Genomic DNA, 15,142 nt, shown 5'->3' with positions numbered 1-15,142 from the left:
GCCGCTCGTAGAAGCCGTCCAGGGCGACCGGCTCCGCGCCGGCCGGCGGCCACGCGCCGGGGGCGGCGGTGTCCGGCGCCTGCTCGCCGGCCAGGAAGCCGGTGGCGTGCCTGGTCCAGGCACCGCCCTCGCCGTCCTCGGGCCGCGAGTACAGGGCGAACGGCCGCCGGCCGTCGGCGGCGTCGTCCTCCGGCACGTCCACCCGCAGGTGCAGCTGCAGGGCGCCGCCTCCGGGGACGAGCAGCGGGGCCTCGATCACCAGCTCCTCGACGGTGGGCGTGCCCGCCTCGTCGCCGGCCCGCGAGGCCAGCTCCAGCAGCGCGGCCCCCGGGGCGAGGACGGTGCCGGCGACGGCGTGGTCCGCGAGCCACGGGTGGTCCTTCGGGTCGAGCCGTCCGGTGAGGAGCGCCCCGCCCTCGGGCAGTTGCACCGCCGCGCCCAGCAGCGGGTGCCCGACGGGCGCCAGCCCGGCGGCGCCCACGTCGGTGGCGGGGCGGGTCTCCAGCCAGTAGCGCTGGTGCTGGAAGGGGTAGGTGGGCAGCTCGGAGGCGGGGAGGAGGGCGGCGTCCGGGAAGGCCGTGGACCAGTCCACGGGCAGGCCGTGCACGTGGAGTTCGGCGGCGGCGAGCAGGACACGGTCCCAGCCGCCGTCCTCGCGCCGAAGGGTCCCGGTGACGACGGTCGGCGCCTGCACGGCCTCCTCCAGGGCCTCGACGACGGCGTGGGCGAGCACGGGGTGGGCGCTGACCTCGACGAACGCCCGGAAACCGTCACCGGCCAGGGTGTCGACGGCCTCGGCGAAGCGGACGGTCTGCCGCAGGTTGCGGTACCAGTACCCGGCGTCCAACTCCGGGCCCTCCAGCCAGCGGCCCTCGACCGTCGACAGGAACGGGACGACGGCCGGCTGCGGCTTCACCGAACCCAGCAGCTCGGCGAGTTCGGCCTCGATCGACTCCACGTGCGAGGTGTGCGAGGCGTAGTCCACCGGAATCCGGCGCACCCGCACGCCCTGCTCCTCGTACCCGGTCACCAGGGTGTCGAGCGCGGCCGGGTCACCGGCGACGACCACCGAGGACGGACCGTTCACGGCCGCGACCTCCACGCCGTCCGGCAGCGTGCCGATCACCTCGGCGAGCGGCAACCCGACCGACACCATCCCGCCGCGTCCGGCCAGACCCCGCGCGATGGCCTGCGACCGCAACGCCACCACCGCCGCCGCGTCCTCCAGCGAGAGGATGCCCGCGACGTGCGCCGCCGCGATCTCCCCCTGCGAGTGACCCACCACCGCGTCCGGCACCACACCCAGCGACGCCCAGAGGCGCGCCAGGCCGACGTTCACCGCGAACGACACCGGCTGCACCACATCCACCCGCTCCAACGAAGCGGCACCCGGCACCTGGTTCACCACATCCAGCAACGACCAGTCGACATAAGCCCTCAGAGCCTTGTCGACCTCACCGAGCGCCTCCGCGAACACCGCCGACTCCGCGAGCAGCCGACGCCCCATCCCAGCCCACTGGGAACCCTGACCCGGGAAGACGAACACCGACCGGCCGCTCACCTCCGCCCGGCCGGAGACGACACCCGCCTCCTCCTCCCCCCGTGCCACCGCTTCCAGCGCCGCCACCGTGTCCGCACGGTCGGCGGCCACCACCACGGCGCGCTGCTCCAGCGCGGCCCGCGCGGTGACGAGGGTGCGGGCGGTACGGGCCAGGCCGGTGTCCGGCTGCTCGGCCAGGAGCCGGCCCCAGGCGCCGGCCTGGGCCCGCAGGGCGTCCTCGGAGGCGGCCGACAGCACCAACGGCAGTGCGGCACCGGTCGGTTCGACCTCCGGCTGCGGGGCGTCCCCGACCGGGGCCTGCTCCAGGATCACGTGGGCGTTGGTGCCGCTGACGCCGAAGGAGGAGACGGCGGCCCGGCGCGGCCGGTCGACCTCGGGCCAGTCGCGGCGTTCGGTGAGGAGCGCGACCGCACCCGAGTCCCAGTCGACCTTCGAGGTGGGTGTGTCGATGTGCAGACTCTTCGGCAGCACGCCGTGCCGCAGCGCCTCCACCATCTTGATGACCCCGGCCGCACCGGCCGCCGCCTGGGTGTGGCCGATGTTGGACTTCAACGACCCCAGCCAGAGCGGCTGTTCGGCCGGACGGCCCTGCCCGTAGGTGGCCAGCACCGCCTGCGCCTCGATCGGGTCGCCCAGCGAGGTCCCCGTCCCGTGCCCCTCGACGGCGTCGACGTCCGCGGCCGTCAGCCGGGCGTTGGCGAGGGCCGCCCGGATCACCCGCTCCTGCGAGGGGCCGTTCGGGGCGGTCAGGCCGTTGGACGCGCCGTCCTGGTTGACGGCCGAACCCCGGACCACGGCCAGCACCTCGTGCCCCAACCGCCGGGCGTCCGACAGCCGCTCCAGCAGCACCAGGCCCACGCCCTCGGCCCAGGCGGTGCCGTCGGCGCCGTCCGCGTAGGCCCGGGCCCGGCCGTCGGCGGAGAGCGCTCGCTGGCGGGAGAACTCGACGAAGGAGGTGGGCCGGGCCATGATCGCGGCGCCGCCGGCCAGGGCGAGCGTGCACTCGCCGTCGCGCAGCGCCTGGGCGGCCAGGTGCAGGGCCACCAGGGAGGAGGAGCAGGCGGTGTCCACCGTCACCGACGGGCCTTCGAGGCCGAGGGTGTAGGAGATGCGGCCGGAGGCGACCGAGCCGGCGTTGCCGGTGCCCAGGTAGCCCTCCAGGCCGTCCGGGACCTCGGCGAGGTCGGTGGCGTAGTCGTGGTACATCAGGCCCGCGTAGACGCCGACCGGCTGCCCCTTGAGCGAGGTCGGGTCGATGCCCGCGCGCTCCAGCAGTTCCCAGGAGGTCTCCAGCAGCAGCCGCTGCTGCGGGTCCGTCGCGAGCGCCTCGCGCGGGGAGATCCCGAAGAAGGCGGCGTCGAACTCGCCCGCGTCGTGCAGGAATCCGCCGTGGCGGGCGTAGGAGGTGCCGGGGACGGCCGGGTCCGGGTCGTAGAGGGCGTCGAGGTCCCAGCCGCGGTCGGCGGGGAAGGGGGTGATCGCGTCGGTGCCCTCGGCGACCAGCCGCCACAGGTCGGCCGGGGAGGCGACGCCGCCGGGCAGCCGGCAGGCGGCGCCGACGATGACGACGGGGTCCTCGGCGGGCGGCACGGTGCGCGGTACGGGCGCGGGCCGGGCGGCGGTGGCCGGACGGCCGGTCAGCGCGTTCAGCAGGAAGGCCGCGACGGCGGTCGGGTTGGGGTGGTCGAAGGCGAGGGTGGCGGGCAGCCGCAGGCCGGTGGCGGCGGTGAGGCGGCCGCGCAGTTCGACGGCGGTGGCGGAGGTGAAGCCGAGGTCCTTGAACGGGCCGTCGGGGCGGATCGGGTCGGGGCCGTCGCCGGCCAGCCCGGCGGTCTCCGCGAGGACGAGGTCGAGCAGCTCGCGCTGCCGGTCGGCGGCCGATCGGGCGGCCAGGCGGCGGCGCAGCGCGGCGGCGGTCGCGGTGTCCGGGGCGCTCGGGCCGGCCGGGGTGTCGATGAGGTCGCGCAGCAGGGCCGGGACGTCCTGCGGGGCGAGGGCGTCCAGCCCTTCGGGGTCGAGCCGGAGCAGCAGCAGGGAGGTGTGGTCGGCCAGGTGGGCGGCGTCGAAGGCGGCGGCGCTCTCCTGGGCGGTGAGCCGGCCGAGGCCGGGCGGCACGGGGCGTCCGTCGCCGTCGGCGGGGCCGGTGATGAGGGCGAGGCCGGGCAGGCCGTGGCGGCTGCGGTGGTGGGCGAGGGCGTCGAGGAACGCCGCGGCGGCGGCCTCCCCGGGGGCGCCGGGGGTGCCGAGCGGTCCGACGGTGGGGGTGTGCACGACGAAGGCGGACAGCTCGGTGCCGGCGGTCAGTTCGTGCAGGTTGACGGCGGCGGCGAGGGCGGCGCCGAGGCCGGGGAAGGCCGCGCCGGGGGTGTGGACGACGGCGTTGAAGCGCGTGCCCGGGCCGGCCAGCCAGTCGGCGAGGGCGTCGCGGTCGGCGAGGTCGAGGGCGCTGAGGGTGGTCTCGGCGCCGGCGGCGGTGAGCCGCCCGGCGAGTTCGGCGGCGGCCCGGTCGGCGGGGCCGTGGGGGCTGGTGAGCAGGATCCGGCGCACGCCGCGGCCGGCCACCAGGTGGTGGGCGACGGCGGCGGCGGCCGGCCCGTCGGCGCCGGTGACCAGGACGGTGCGGCACGGGTCGAAGCGGGCGCCGGGCTCGCCGTGGGCGAGCGCGGCGGACACCCGGGCGGCGCGCGGGCGCAGCGCCACGCCGGAGCGGACGACGAGTTCGGGTTCGCCGGAGGCGACGGCGGTGGCCAGGGCGTCGGCGGCGTTCTCCTCCGCGTCGAGGTCGACCAGCAGGAACCGGCCGGGGTTCGCCACCCGGGCGGCGCGGACCACGCCGCGCAGCGCGGCCTGGACGAGGTCGGTGGCGCCGCCCGGTCCGGCGGCGCCCCGGGTGACGACGACCAGCACGGTGTCGGCGAGCCGTTCCTCGGCGAGCCAGGCGGTGAGCTGCCCGTCGAGGGCGCGCACGGCCTCCTCGACGTCGGCGGCGAGCGGCCCGGGGGTGCGCAGGCCGGCGCCGACGCCGAGCACGGCGGCATCGGGCAGCGGGCCGGCCGCGGCCAGCGCGGCCGGGTCGGGGTGGGCGGCGGCGCCGAGGGCGTCGGCGAGGCCGAAGGCGTCCGCGCCGAGCACCGCCCAGGTGCCGGCGGCGGAACGGGCGCCGGGGACGGAGGAGAGCGGCAGCCAGTCGACGCGGAACAGGTGCTCGTAGTGGCTGCCGCCGGCGGCCCGCAGCCGGGCGGGCGCGTCCAGCAGCACGTGCCGGGTGATCTTGCCGGAGGCGGTGCGCGGGATGCGCTCCGTCTCGTACAGCTCCTCGGGGACCTTGAAGTAGGAGAGCCGTTCCCGGCAGGCGGCCAGCAGGGCCTCCGGGTCGAGGCCGCCGGGGCCGGGCACCAGGAAGGCCACCGGCACCTCGCCGAGCACCTCGTGGGGCTTGCCGACGACGGCGACGTCCGCGACGCCGGGCACGCCGCGCAGCACCTCCTCGACCTCGGCCGGGTGGATGTTCTCGCCGCCGCGGATGATGAGTTCCTTGATCCGGCCGGTGATGGTGAAGTAGCCGGAGCCGTCGCGCCGGGCGAGGTCGCCGGTGTGGTACCAACCGCCGCGCAGCGCCTGCTCGGTGGCCTCGGGCTGGTTGTGGTAGCCGAGCATCACGCTCGGGCCGCGCACCCAGACCTCGCCCTCCTCGCCGTCGGCGGCGTCGAGGCCGGTCTCGACGTCGACCAGGCGCACGCCCAGGCCGGGGACGGGCAGGCCGCAGGAGCCCTCGACGCGGGCGCCGGTGGGCCAGTTGACGGTGATCGAGCCGCAGGTCTCGGTGGAGCCGTAGGCGTCGATGAGCGGCGCGCCGAACGCCTCCTCGAAGGAACGCCGCAGCGCGGCGGTGGTCATGGCGCCGCCGACCAGGCACATCCGCAGGGCCGGCGCGGTGAAGCCGTCCTCCCGGGCGGCGCGCACCAGCTGCTGGTACATGGTGGGCACGCCGGCCAGGAAGGTCGCGGACTCCTCGCGGACGGCTTCCAGGACGTCCCGCGCGGCGAAGCCGTCGAGAATGCGGGCGGTGGCGCCGACGGCGGTGACGCTCAGTACGCAGGCGATGTGGGAGAGGCTGTGGAACAGCGGCAGCGGCCAGACCACCCGGTCCTCGGCGCTCAGGCCGGGCACCGGCACGTAGCAGGCGGCGACCGACCAGAGGCAGTTGCGCTGGGTGGACAGCACGCCCTTGGGCCGGCCGGTGGTGCCGGAGGTGTAGAGCATCCAGGCGGGGTCGTCGAGGCCGAGGTCGTCGCGCGCGGGGGTGGCGGGGTCGGTGCCGGCCAGGGTCTCGAAGGAGAGGGTGCCGGCCGGGACGGGGCCCTCGCCGGTGACGATCACCCGCAGGTCGGCCCGGCCGCGGGCGAGGGCGTCCAGGCCGGCGGCGCGGGCGGCGTCGGTGATGACGACGCGGGCGCCGCTGTCGTCCAGCAGGTGGGTGAGCTCGGCCTCGGTGGCGTGCGGGTTGAGCGGGACGCCGATGGCGCCGGCGCGCAGGATGCCGAAGTAGGCCTCCACCACCTCGACGCTGTTGCCGAGCAGGATCGCGGCCCGGTCGCCGGGCTGGAGGCGCAGGTCGGCGAGGTGGCCGGCGATCCGGCCGGTGCGGGCGTGGAGCTCGCCGTAGGTCACGCCGCGGACGGCGTCGCGGAACGCGGTCTTGTCCGAGCTGTCGCGGGCGTGCTCGGCCAGCAGTTCGGGCAGCGGCCGGATCAGCTCGGTGCGCAACATGCCGTCACTTCCTTGGGTCGGTTCAGGGTCGGTTCGGGGTCTGTTCCGGTCGGCCCGGTTCGGGCCTCGGGCGGGGGCATTCGATTTCCGCCCGGCACCGGGGGTGGGCGGCGGCGGAATGGGATGGCATTTCCGGGCCGGAATTTCGCGGTACGGGGCCGGCGCAATTGCCGGGCGGCCTTTCCGGGGCGGCCGTACGCGAATTCCCGCCGGTCACAGTCTCGTGCGGCGGGGGCTCCGGGCCGCCCCTATCCGACCCCCTATACGGGCCCTAATCACGGTGGACGGGGCAGGGGTAGCGGGCACGGCCGCGGCTGAGCGGTGGGTGGGAACGGCGCCGCCCCGCCGGGCGTGGGCGCGGCGGGGCGGGGAGGGCGGACCGGCCCGGACCGGCCGGTGGGGCGGCCGGGTGGGGCGGCCGGGTGGGGCGGGATCGCGGCCGGTCAGTGGGCCGGGACGGGTTCGGGCAGCAGGGCGAGCAGGTCGTCGGGCCGGCGCAGCACCGCGTCGGGCCGTTCGGCGAGCAGCGCCGCCTCGTCGCTCTCGCCCCACAGCACGGCGATCGCGCCGACCCCGGCGCCCCGGGCGCTCGCCAGGTCGGTGACGGCGTCGCCGACCATGACGGTCCGTTCGGCCGGCACGTCGAGCAGTTCCAGGGCGCGCAGCACGATGTCGGGCGCGGGCTTGGCCCGGGGGACCTCGTCGGAGCCGAGCACGTGGTCGAAGTGGTGCAGCAGGCCGAGCTGGTCGAGCAGCGAGCGGGCCCGGGGGCCGCTCTTGCCGGTGGCCACGGCCAGCCGGATGCCGCGCCGGTTGAGGTCGACGAGCAGCTCCCGCACCCCGGCGTGCACAGTGACCTGGGGGGCGAGCCGGTAGCTCTCCCGGACGAAGGGCTCCTCCAGGGCGAGCGGCAGCCCCATGATCCGCATGATGTCCGGGAAGTAGCGGCCGAGGTGGCGGCAGTACTCCTCGAACGGCGGGTTGCCGTCGCCGACCACCTCCTCGTAGGCGGTGAGGAACGCCCGGCGCATCACGTCGAAGCTGTCGACGATGACGCCGTCGAGGTCGAAGACCACGGCGCGCAGCGGGGAGCGGGCGGCGAGCGCGTGGCCGTCGGGCCCGGTGGTCGGGGCGGTGGCTGCGAGCTGGTCGATCGGCATGGGATCTCCATGGGACGAGGGGCTGCCCGGACGGGTGACCGGGCCTGGCGCCCCGGGGCCGAGGGGATGGGCACGGCCTCCGGGGCCGGGGCACGGGGCTGCTCGGGTGGAGCCGCGGCTCGGCGGGGAACGGCGGGAACGGCGGGGACGGCAGTCGGACCCCGACGACGGTCAGACGGCGAGCGCCGCGGCCTCGTCGGCGAGCCGCGGCCGCGGGGCGCGGGCCGCCGCGTAGAGCCGCTCGATGACCGAGATGGTGTGGTGGGCGCGCTTCACGGCCGCGCCGCGCGAGGCCGGGTCGGCGAGCACGGCGGGCAGCTCGTCGAGCTGGCGCACGTACTCGGTGCCGACGTTCTCCCCGGGCAGCGGGACCTCGGTGGTGACGCCGTCGCGGGTCCGGGTGAGGCGCGGGACCCGGCGGTTCGGGCTGAAGCCGAAGGTGCACTCCAGGGTCGCGGAACCGGTGGCGCCCTCCACGGTGATCCGGGTGGTGTCGACGGACTCGTGGGAGGCCCAGCTCGCCCGCACCGCCACCGAGACGCCGGTGTCGGTGAGCAGGAAGCCGCGGGCGGTGTCCTCGACGTCGCCCGCGCCGTCCGGCCCCTCGGTGCCGCGCCAGCCGGCGCCGCGCCTGCCGTCGTTGACGAAGTCGGCGGAGAGCGAGCCGAGCACCGACGGGAACCGGACGTCGCCGCCGAGCACGGCCTGGGCCGTGTCCAGCAGGTGCCAGCCGAGGTCGACCAGGGCGCCGCCGCCGGAGAGCCGCCGGCTGGTGAACCACCCGCCGGCGTCGGGGACACCGCTGGCGCGGACCCAGGCGAGGTCGACGTGGCGGATCGGGCCGAGGTCCGCCGCCAGCTCGGTGAGGGCGGCGACGTCCGGCCGGTAGCGGGCGGCGCTGCCCGCCAGCAGGACGGTCCCGCCGGCGCGTTCGGCGGCGGCCAGCCGGTCCGCCTCGGCGGAGCTGAGGCAGACCGGCTTCTCCAGGAACACCGGGATGCCGCGGGCGAGCAGGCGTTCGGCCACGGGGGTGTGCAGGTGGTTGGGCACCGCGACGACCGCGAGGTCGACGTCGGGGCCGAGCAGGTCGGCGTCGGCGAGGAGCGCGGCGCCGGCCGGCACGTGCTCCGCGCCGCCGGGGCCGGGCTCGACGACGGCGGTGACCCGGTAGGCCGGGTGGGCCGTCAGCCGGGGCAGCCAGATGGTGCGGCCCGCCCAGCCGAGGCCGACGACGGCCACCCGCACCGGGGCGTCCGGCCCCCGTCCGGCGGTGCTCACCCGCGCGTTCACACCGCGGCCAGGGCGTCGGCGATGATCTGGGCGGTGTCCTCGATCGCCCGCTCGCTCGCGAGGAGGGTGCGGTGGTGCAGCCAGATGCCGTCGGCGGTGAGCGCCTCGCTGTTGGGGCAGGCCTTGGCCAGCGCGTCGACGCTGGTGTCGGGCGCGGCCGACTCCCAGAAGCCGTCCGAGCGGTAGATGGCGCGGAAGACCACGAAGGCGGGCAGGCCGCGCGCGATCAGGTCGTCGACCAGGGCGTTGCGCCGGTCCTCGCCGAGGCCGGGCACCCGGAACATCGCCATGTAGTGCGGGACGCGGTCGGCCCGCTCGTCGTGGCCCTGCGGCACCACACCGGGGATCTCCGTCAGCAGGCTCTTGAGCAGCTTGGCGCGCTCCTCGCGGACGCTGATCTGGCCGTCCAGGCGGGCGAGCTGGGCGCGCAGCACGCTCGCGGAGAACTCGTTGAGCCGGAAGTTGGAGCCGGAGGTCTGGTGGTAGTACTTCCGGTCCGTCGGCGGGCGGCCGCAGCTGTGCCGCAGGAACGCCTCGTCGTACTGGGCGGTCTCCGGGAAGGTGACGGCGCCGCCCTCGCCGGCCGTCATCAGCTTGCCGTTCTGGAAGCTGAACGCGGCGATCGAGCCCAGCTCGCCGACCCGGCGGCCGCGCCAGCGGGCGCCGTGGGCGTGCGCGGCGTCCTGCACGATCGAGACGCCCGAGTCGGCGGCGAGCTTGTCGAGGGCGTCCAGATCGGCGATCTGGCCGGCGATGTGGACGGGCATGATCGCCCGGGTCCGCGGGGTGATCGCGGCGGCGGCCGCCTCGGGGCTCAGGTTGTAGGTGTCGAGGTCGATGTCGACCGGCACCGCGGTGGCGCCGAGCCGCTGGGCGGCCTGGGAGGAGGAGATGAACGTGAACGCGGGCACGATGACCTCGGTGCCCGGGCCGACAGCGAGCAGCTGGAGGGCGATCTCCAGCGCGTGGGTGCCGTTGGTGACGGCGAGCGCCTTGGCGGCGCCGTGGTACTCGGCGAACTCCTGCTCGAAGGTGTCGACCTCCTTGCCGCCCATCCGCCACCACTGGCCCTGCTCCAGGGCCCTGAGCAGTCCTTCGCGCTCGGCATCGTCGTACTGGGGCCAGACCGGGAACTCCGGGGCCGGACGTCCTTGGGCACTCATGATTCCGCGCAGCCTTTCCTGTCGGGGGGACCGTGGAACGGGACGCTAACCCAGGAAATCCGGCCCGTCACCTCCCCTACGCACCCCCCTACAAAGCCCTTGTCCTGCAGTTCGGCAACCCACTCCGGTTTCGTCCGGGGAATTCGCTGCTATAACCGGAATATGAGCGAACTGCTATTGCTGAACGGCCCCAATCTCGGGATTCTCGGCCGCCGCGAGCCGGAGGTCTACGGCACCGACACCCTGGCCGACATCGAGGCCGCGGTCGCCGCCGAGGTGGCCGGCCGGGGCTGGAAGGTGGTCTCCGTCCAGCGCGAGTCCGAGGGTCAGCTGATCGAGGCGGTGCAGGACGCCTGGGACGGCTCCGTCGGGGCGATCGTCAACCCGGGCGCGCTGATGATCGCCGGCTGGGGCCTGCGCGACGCGCTCGCCGCCTACCCGCGGCCGTTCGTCGAGGTGCACCTGTCCAACGTCTGGGCGCGCGAGTCCTTCCGGCACGAGTCGGTACTGGCGCCGATCGCCTCGGGCGTGATCGTCGGGCTCGGCGCGCTCGGCTACCGGCTCGCCGCGCAGGCGCTGCTGGCGAAGGTCCCGGCGTCCTGATGGGCTTCGCGACGGGCGCCCCGGCAGGGGGCACCACGACGACGCGGGCCGCGGCGGCGCCGGGTCCCGCGGTTCAGGCTCCGACGGCTCAGGGCCCCGCGGCTCAGGGTCCGCCGCCGCAGGCCCCCACGGCCCAGGCCCCCACGGCTCAGGCCCCGACGGCCGCCCGGGGCGTGCTCGGCATCGACATCGGCGGCACCAAGGTGGCGCTGCGCGCCGAGGACGGCCCGCCCGGCGGGCCGGTCCGCACCGAGGAGGCCGTGCTGCGCTGGCCCGGTGCCCGGGTGGCCGGCGCCTACGCCGACTGGACGGCGCTGGCCGGCACGGTCGCCGACCTGCGCGAGCGCTGGGAGGGCGACTTCGCGGCGGTCGGGGTGGCCGTGCCCGCGACCCTCGGCCCGGACGGCCGGGTGCTCGCCTGGCCCGGCCGCCCCGACTGGCGCGGCTTCGACCTCGTCCCGGCACTGCGGCGGCTCTTCCCCGCCGCCGCCCTGGCCTGGGCGGACGACGGCGACCTGGCCGCACTCGCCGAGGCGGTGCACACCGGGTCCGGGCACGTGGTCTACCTGGGTGTCGGGACGGGCGTCGGCGGCGGCGTCGTGCACGGCGGCGCGCCGCTGCCGGGCCAGGGGCGCGGCTCCTGCGAGGCGGGCCACCTGATCGTCGACCGCCGGGGCCCGGTCTGCGACTGCGGGCGGCGCGGCTGCCTGCAGGCCACCGCCTCCGGTCCGGCGACCCTGCGGCGCGCGGAACTGCTGCGCGGCGCGCCGGTCGAGTACCCGGAGCTGCGGTCCGGGCTGGCCGAGGGCGCGCCGTGGGCGGTGGAGGCCGTCGAGGAGACCTGCGCCGCGCTGGCGGCCGCGGCCGTCTCGCTCGGCGAGCTATTCCACCCCGAACTGACCGTGCTGGGCGGCGGGTTCGCCGACGGACTGCCCGGCTTCACGGCGCGGGTGGAGGCGCACGCCGCCGCGCTGGCCCGCCCCGGCGGCCCGGTCCCCGCGATCCGGCCGGCCGTGCTCGGCGGGCTGTCCTCGCTGCACGGCGCCCTCGCGCTGGCGCGACTGCAGCCCGCTGCCTGAAGCGCACCCGGCCACACCCCCATCGAGCGACACCGCACACCACCTCACCGACCAGCCCTGGGAGCCGAGTTGACCACGACAGAAACCCTCGTCCGTACGGACGGCGGGCTGCGGCGCATCGACGTGGAGCTGGGTGAGCGCGGCTACCCGGTGCTGATCGGCCCCGGCGCCCGCCACCGGCTGGCCGGGGTGCTCGCGGGGATCGGCGCCCGCCGGGTCGCGGTGGTCAGCGCCCGGCCCGCCGAGTGGCTGCCCGACACCGGTCTCGACACCCTGGTGGTGGAGGCGAAGGACGGCGAGGAGGGCAAGTCCCTCGCCTGGGTGGCCGAACTGTGCAGCCGTTTCACCGCGTTCGGCCTCGGCCGGGCGGACGCCGTGGTCTCCTGCGGCGGCGGCACCACCACCGACGCGGTCGGGCTCGCCGCCGCGCTGTACCACCGGGGCGTGCCCGTGGTGCACCTGCCCACCTCGCTGCTGGCCCAGGTCGACGCGAGCGTCGGCGGCAAGACGGCGGTGAACCTCCCGGAGGGCAAGAACCTGGTGGGCGCGTACTGGCAGCCGTCCGCCGTGCTCTGCGACACCGACTACCTCGACACCCTCCCGCCGCGCGAACGCGTCAACGGCTACGGGGAGATCGCCCGTTGCCACTTCATCGGCGCCGGGGACCTCCGCCACCTGCCGCTGCCCGAGCAGATCGCCGCGAGCGTCGCCCGCAAGGCCGCCGTGGTGGCCGCCGACGAGCGCGACACCGGGCTGCGGCACATCCTCAACTACGGCCACACCCTGGGCCACGCGCTGGAACGCGCCACCGACTTCCGGCTGCGCCACGGCGAGGCGGTCGGCGTCGGCACGGTCTTCGCCGGCCGGCTGGCGGGCGCGCTCGGCCGGATCGGCCCCGAGCGGGTCGCCGAGCACCACGAGGTGGTCGCCCACTACGGGCTGCCGACCGCGCTGCCGCCGGAGGTCGGCACCGGGGCGCTGATCGCCCTCATGCGGCTGGACAAGAAGGCCGTCGACGGGCTCTCCTTCGTCCTGGACGGCCCGCGCGGCGCCGAACTCGTCAGCGACGTCCCCGAGTCACTGGTCGCCCGCACGCTGGACGCCATGCCGCGCACCGCCGCCGGGGAGGCCTGAGGTGTCCCTTCACCCCGACCTGCCGACCCCTGACCTGCCGACCCCCGACGCACCGGCCCCCGACGCACCCGACGCGCCGGCCGCCCGTCCGCCGATCTCCGGCCGCACCCGGCTGTTCGCGGTGCTCGGCGACCCGGTCGCACAGGCCAAGGCGCCCGCCCTGCTCAACCCGCTGTTCGCGGCGAGCGGCGTGGACGCCGTGCTCGTCCCCGTGCACGCCCCGGCGGACCGGCTGGACGAGGTCGTCCGAGGACTGAAGGCCGTCGCCAACCTGGACGGGCTGCTGGTCACCGTCCCGCACAAGCTGGCGATGTGCGGGCATGCCGACGAACTCAGCGACGCCGCCGCCCTGTTGGGCAGCACCAACGCGCTGCGCCGCGAGCCGGACGGCCGCTGGTACGGCGACAACTTCGACGGCGCCGGGTTCGTCCGGGGCCTGGCCGCCGCCGGGCACCACCCGGCCGGGCTGCGGGTGGCACTGGCCGGCGCCGGAGGCGCGGGGCTCGCCATCGCCGCCGCCCTGCTCGCCGAAGGAGCCGCCGCACTCACCGTGACCGATCCCGACCGGGGCCGGGTGGACGCCCTGCTGGAGCGGCTCGGCACCCGCTGGCCCGGCCGCGTGGCCGCCGCCCCGCGCCCGCCCTCCGGCGTCGACCTCGCGGTCAACGCCACCCCGCTGGGCCTGGACCCGGCCGACCCGCTCCCCTTCGACCCGGCCCCGCTGGCGCCCGGCGCGCTGGTCGCCGACATCATCATGACGCCCGCCGAGACCCCGCTGCTGCGCACCGCCGCCGCCCTCGGCCTCGCCACCCACCCCGGCATCCACATGCTCGCCGAGCAACTGCCGCTCTACCGCTCCTTCTTCCGCCTTCCGGGGTGATCCCCCGTCCCTCCGGAGCCGGCCGACCCCCGTGGCCGCTCCCTCCCCCCATCCCCGCAAAGGATCCAAACGATCATCCCACCGGCCGGTCGCCACCGACCTGACCACGCCTGATACCGTGCCATCGCCGTGGTGTTCGGGAAACCGGTCTGATTCCGGTGCGGCCCTCGCCACTGTTGCCGCGGAGTTCCGCGGCCCTCGCTGACCGGCTTTCGCCAGCGGTCAGGGCCACTGGGCGGGCTGGGAGAGCCGCTCGGGAAGGTCGGTCGCGGCGTGTTGATGCGGAAGCCAGGAGACCGGCCACGGCGCGACATGTTCCACGAGGGTTTTGGAGAACACGTGCCCAGCGGTCAGCCGTACCCGCATCCGGTCCGATCCATACGTTCCATGCGCTCCGCGCGCTCCATGCGTCCCGTACATCCCACAGGTCCGACACGTGTCGGCCGGGCCGTCGCGGCCCTGCTGTTCGTCGGCGTGCTCGGAGGTTGCGCGGGCGCCCCCGCGCCCGTCGCGTCCGGCGGGGCGACCGGAAGTGCCGCGCCGGTCAGCGTGGACAACTGCGGGACCACCGTGACGGTCGGCGCGCCGCCCGAGCGGCTGGTGACGCTCAACCAGGGTGCCACCGAGGTGGCCCTGGCCCTCGGGCTGGAGTCCCGCATGGCCGGTACCGCCTACCTCGACGACTCCGTCCCGGAGAAGTGGAAGGCCGCCTACGACTCCGTCCCGGTGCTCTCCAAGAAGTACCCGACGAAGGAGAACCTCCTCGCGGCCCGTCCCGACTTCCTGTACGCCTCCTACTCCAGCGCGTTCACCGACAAGGTCGCGGGCACCCGGGAGGAGCTGCGCGGCCAGGGCGTCCCGTCGTACCTGTCCCCGTTCGGCTGCTCGGACAAGAGCCAGGTGCCGCCGACGACCTGGCATGCGGCGTGGGGCGAGCTGAACGACGTCGCCAAGGTCTTCGGCGTCCCGGAGCGGGCCGCCGCGATCCAGCGCCAGCAGGAGCAGCAGCTGGCGCAGTTCACGGCGACGGCCGCGGGCAAGGGCCTGAAGGTCCTGTGGTTCGACTCGGACACCAAGACGCCGTTCGTCGGCGCCGGCCAGGGCGGCCCCCAACTCGTGCTCGACGCCGTGGGCGCCCGCAACGTCTTCGGGGACCTGCCCGGCAGTTGGCAGAACGTGAGCTGGGAGAAGGTCGTCGCGGCGGACCCGGACGCCATCGTGGTCGCGGACGCCGACTGGGACACCGCCCAGTCCAAGATCGACTACCTGGAGAACGACCCGGTCCTGAGCAAGCTCACCGCCGTGCAGCGCAAGGCCTTCGTGACGGTGCCGTTCTCCGAGTCGACCCCCGGTGTGCTGCTCGCCGACGGTGCCGCCCGGGTGTCCGACGGGCTGGGCCGACTGCACCCGGCTTCATGACCGCCGCGCCCCACCCCGTCGCGCGGCCCGCTGGTCCACCTGATCAACGAGCGCGTCCAGTACGTGAGCAAGGCGGGCCGGGA

The 15,142-nt window shown here is 76.0% G+C and carries 9 protein-coding genes and 1 riboswitch; of the genes, 5 read left to right on the top strand and 4 right to left on the bottom strand.

Features of this window, described 5'->3' with window-relative positions:
• From ACWDCZ_RS34715 to ACWDCZ_RS34700, 4 genes are all read right to left on the bottom strand, one after another.
• Positions 1 to 6,331: AMP-binding protein (locus ACWDCZ_RS34715; RefSeq protein ID WP_449817952.1), on the bottom strand; the 6,331-nt coding region annotated here is incomplete at its 3' end.
• Between the two features lie 443 nt (positions 6,332 to 6,774).
• Positions 6,775 to 7,491, bottom strand: a complete 717-nt coding sequence (locus ACWDCZ_RS34710) for an HAD-IA family hydrolase (protein ID WP_079272307.1) — start codon at positions 7,489 to 7,491, stop codon at positions 6,775 to 6,777.
• A 171-nt stretch (positions 7,492 to 7,662) separates the two neighbouring features.
• The gene (locus ACWDCZ_RS34705; RefSeq protein WP_107418813.1) at positions 7,663 to 8,769 is read right to left on the bottom strand and encodes a Gfo/Idh/MocA family protein; all 1,107 of its coding nucleotides are present in this window, start codon (positions 8,767 to 8,769) and stop codon (positions 7,663 to 7,665) included.
• Positions 8,770 to 8,777: 8 nt separating this feature from the next.
• Positions 8,778 to 9,944 carry a DegT/DnrJ/EryC1/StrS family aminotransferase gene (locus tag ACWDCZ_RS34700; protein WP_449817951.1) on the bottom strand — a complete coding sequence of 389 codons (1,167 nt, stop codon included), beginning with the start codon at positions 9,942 to 9,944 and terminating at the stop codon, positions 8,778 to 8,780.
• Between the two features lie 162 nt (positions 9,945 to 10,106).
• On the opposite strand from ACWDCZ_RS34700, the gene ACWDCZ_RS34695 reads away from it, so the two are divergent.
• The 5 genes from ACWDCZ_RS34695 to ACWDCZ_RS34675 all read left to right on the top strand — a co-directional run bounded on the left by ACWDCZ_RS34695 (position 10,107) and on the right by ACWDCZ_RS34675 (position 15,059).
• Positions 10,107 to 10,547: a type II 3-dehydroquinate dehydratase gene (locus ACWDCZ_RS34695; protein WP_074003444.1), complete on the top strand. Its 441-nt coding sequence runs from the start codon at positions 10,107 to 10,109 to the stop codon at positions 10,545 to 10,547.
• A gap of 173 nt (positions 10,548 to 10,720) precedes the next feature.
• A complete protein-coding gene (locus ACWDCZ_RS34690; protein WP_449817950.1) occupies positions 10,721 to 11,626 on the top strand; it encodes an ROK family protein in 906 nt (301 codons plus the stop codon).
• Positions 11,627 to 11,695: 69 nt separating this feature from the next.
• The gene (locus ACWDCZ_RS34685) at positions 11,696 to 12,760 is read left to right on the top strand and encodes a 3-dehydroquinate synthase family protein (protein ID WP_449817949.1); all 1,065 of its coding nucleotides are present in this window, start codon (positions 11,696 to 11,698) and stop codon (positions 12,758 to 12,760) included.
• A 1-nt stretch (position 12,761) separates the two neighbouring features.
• Complete coding sequence (locus ACWDCZ_RS34680; protein WP_449817948.1) at positions 12,762 to 13,640, top strand: shikimate dehydrogenase family protein; 879 nt, start codon at positions 12,762 to 12,764, stop codon at positions 13,638 to 13,640.
• Between the two features lie 113 nt (positions 13,641 to 13,753).
• Positions 13,754 to 13,959, top strand: a riboswitch (cobalamin riboswitch).
• 86 nt (positions 13,960 to 14,045) lie between these two features.
• Entirely contained in the window at positions 14,046 to 15,059 is a 1,014-nt protein-coding gene (locus ACWDCZ_RS34675; RefSeq protein WP_449817947.1) for an ABC transporter substrate-binding protein, read from the top strand.
• Positions 15,060 to 15,142: the final 83 nt, after the last annotated feature.

Source organism: Kitasatospora sp. NPDC001225 (assembly GCF_053597855.1).
Note: the sequence above shows the minus strand (reverse complement) of the source record. Positions and strands in the feature narration are given on the sequence as shown.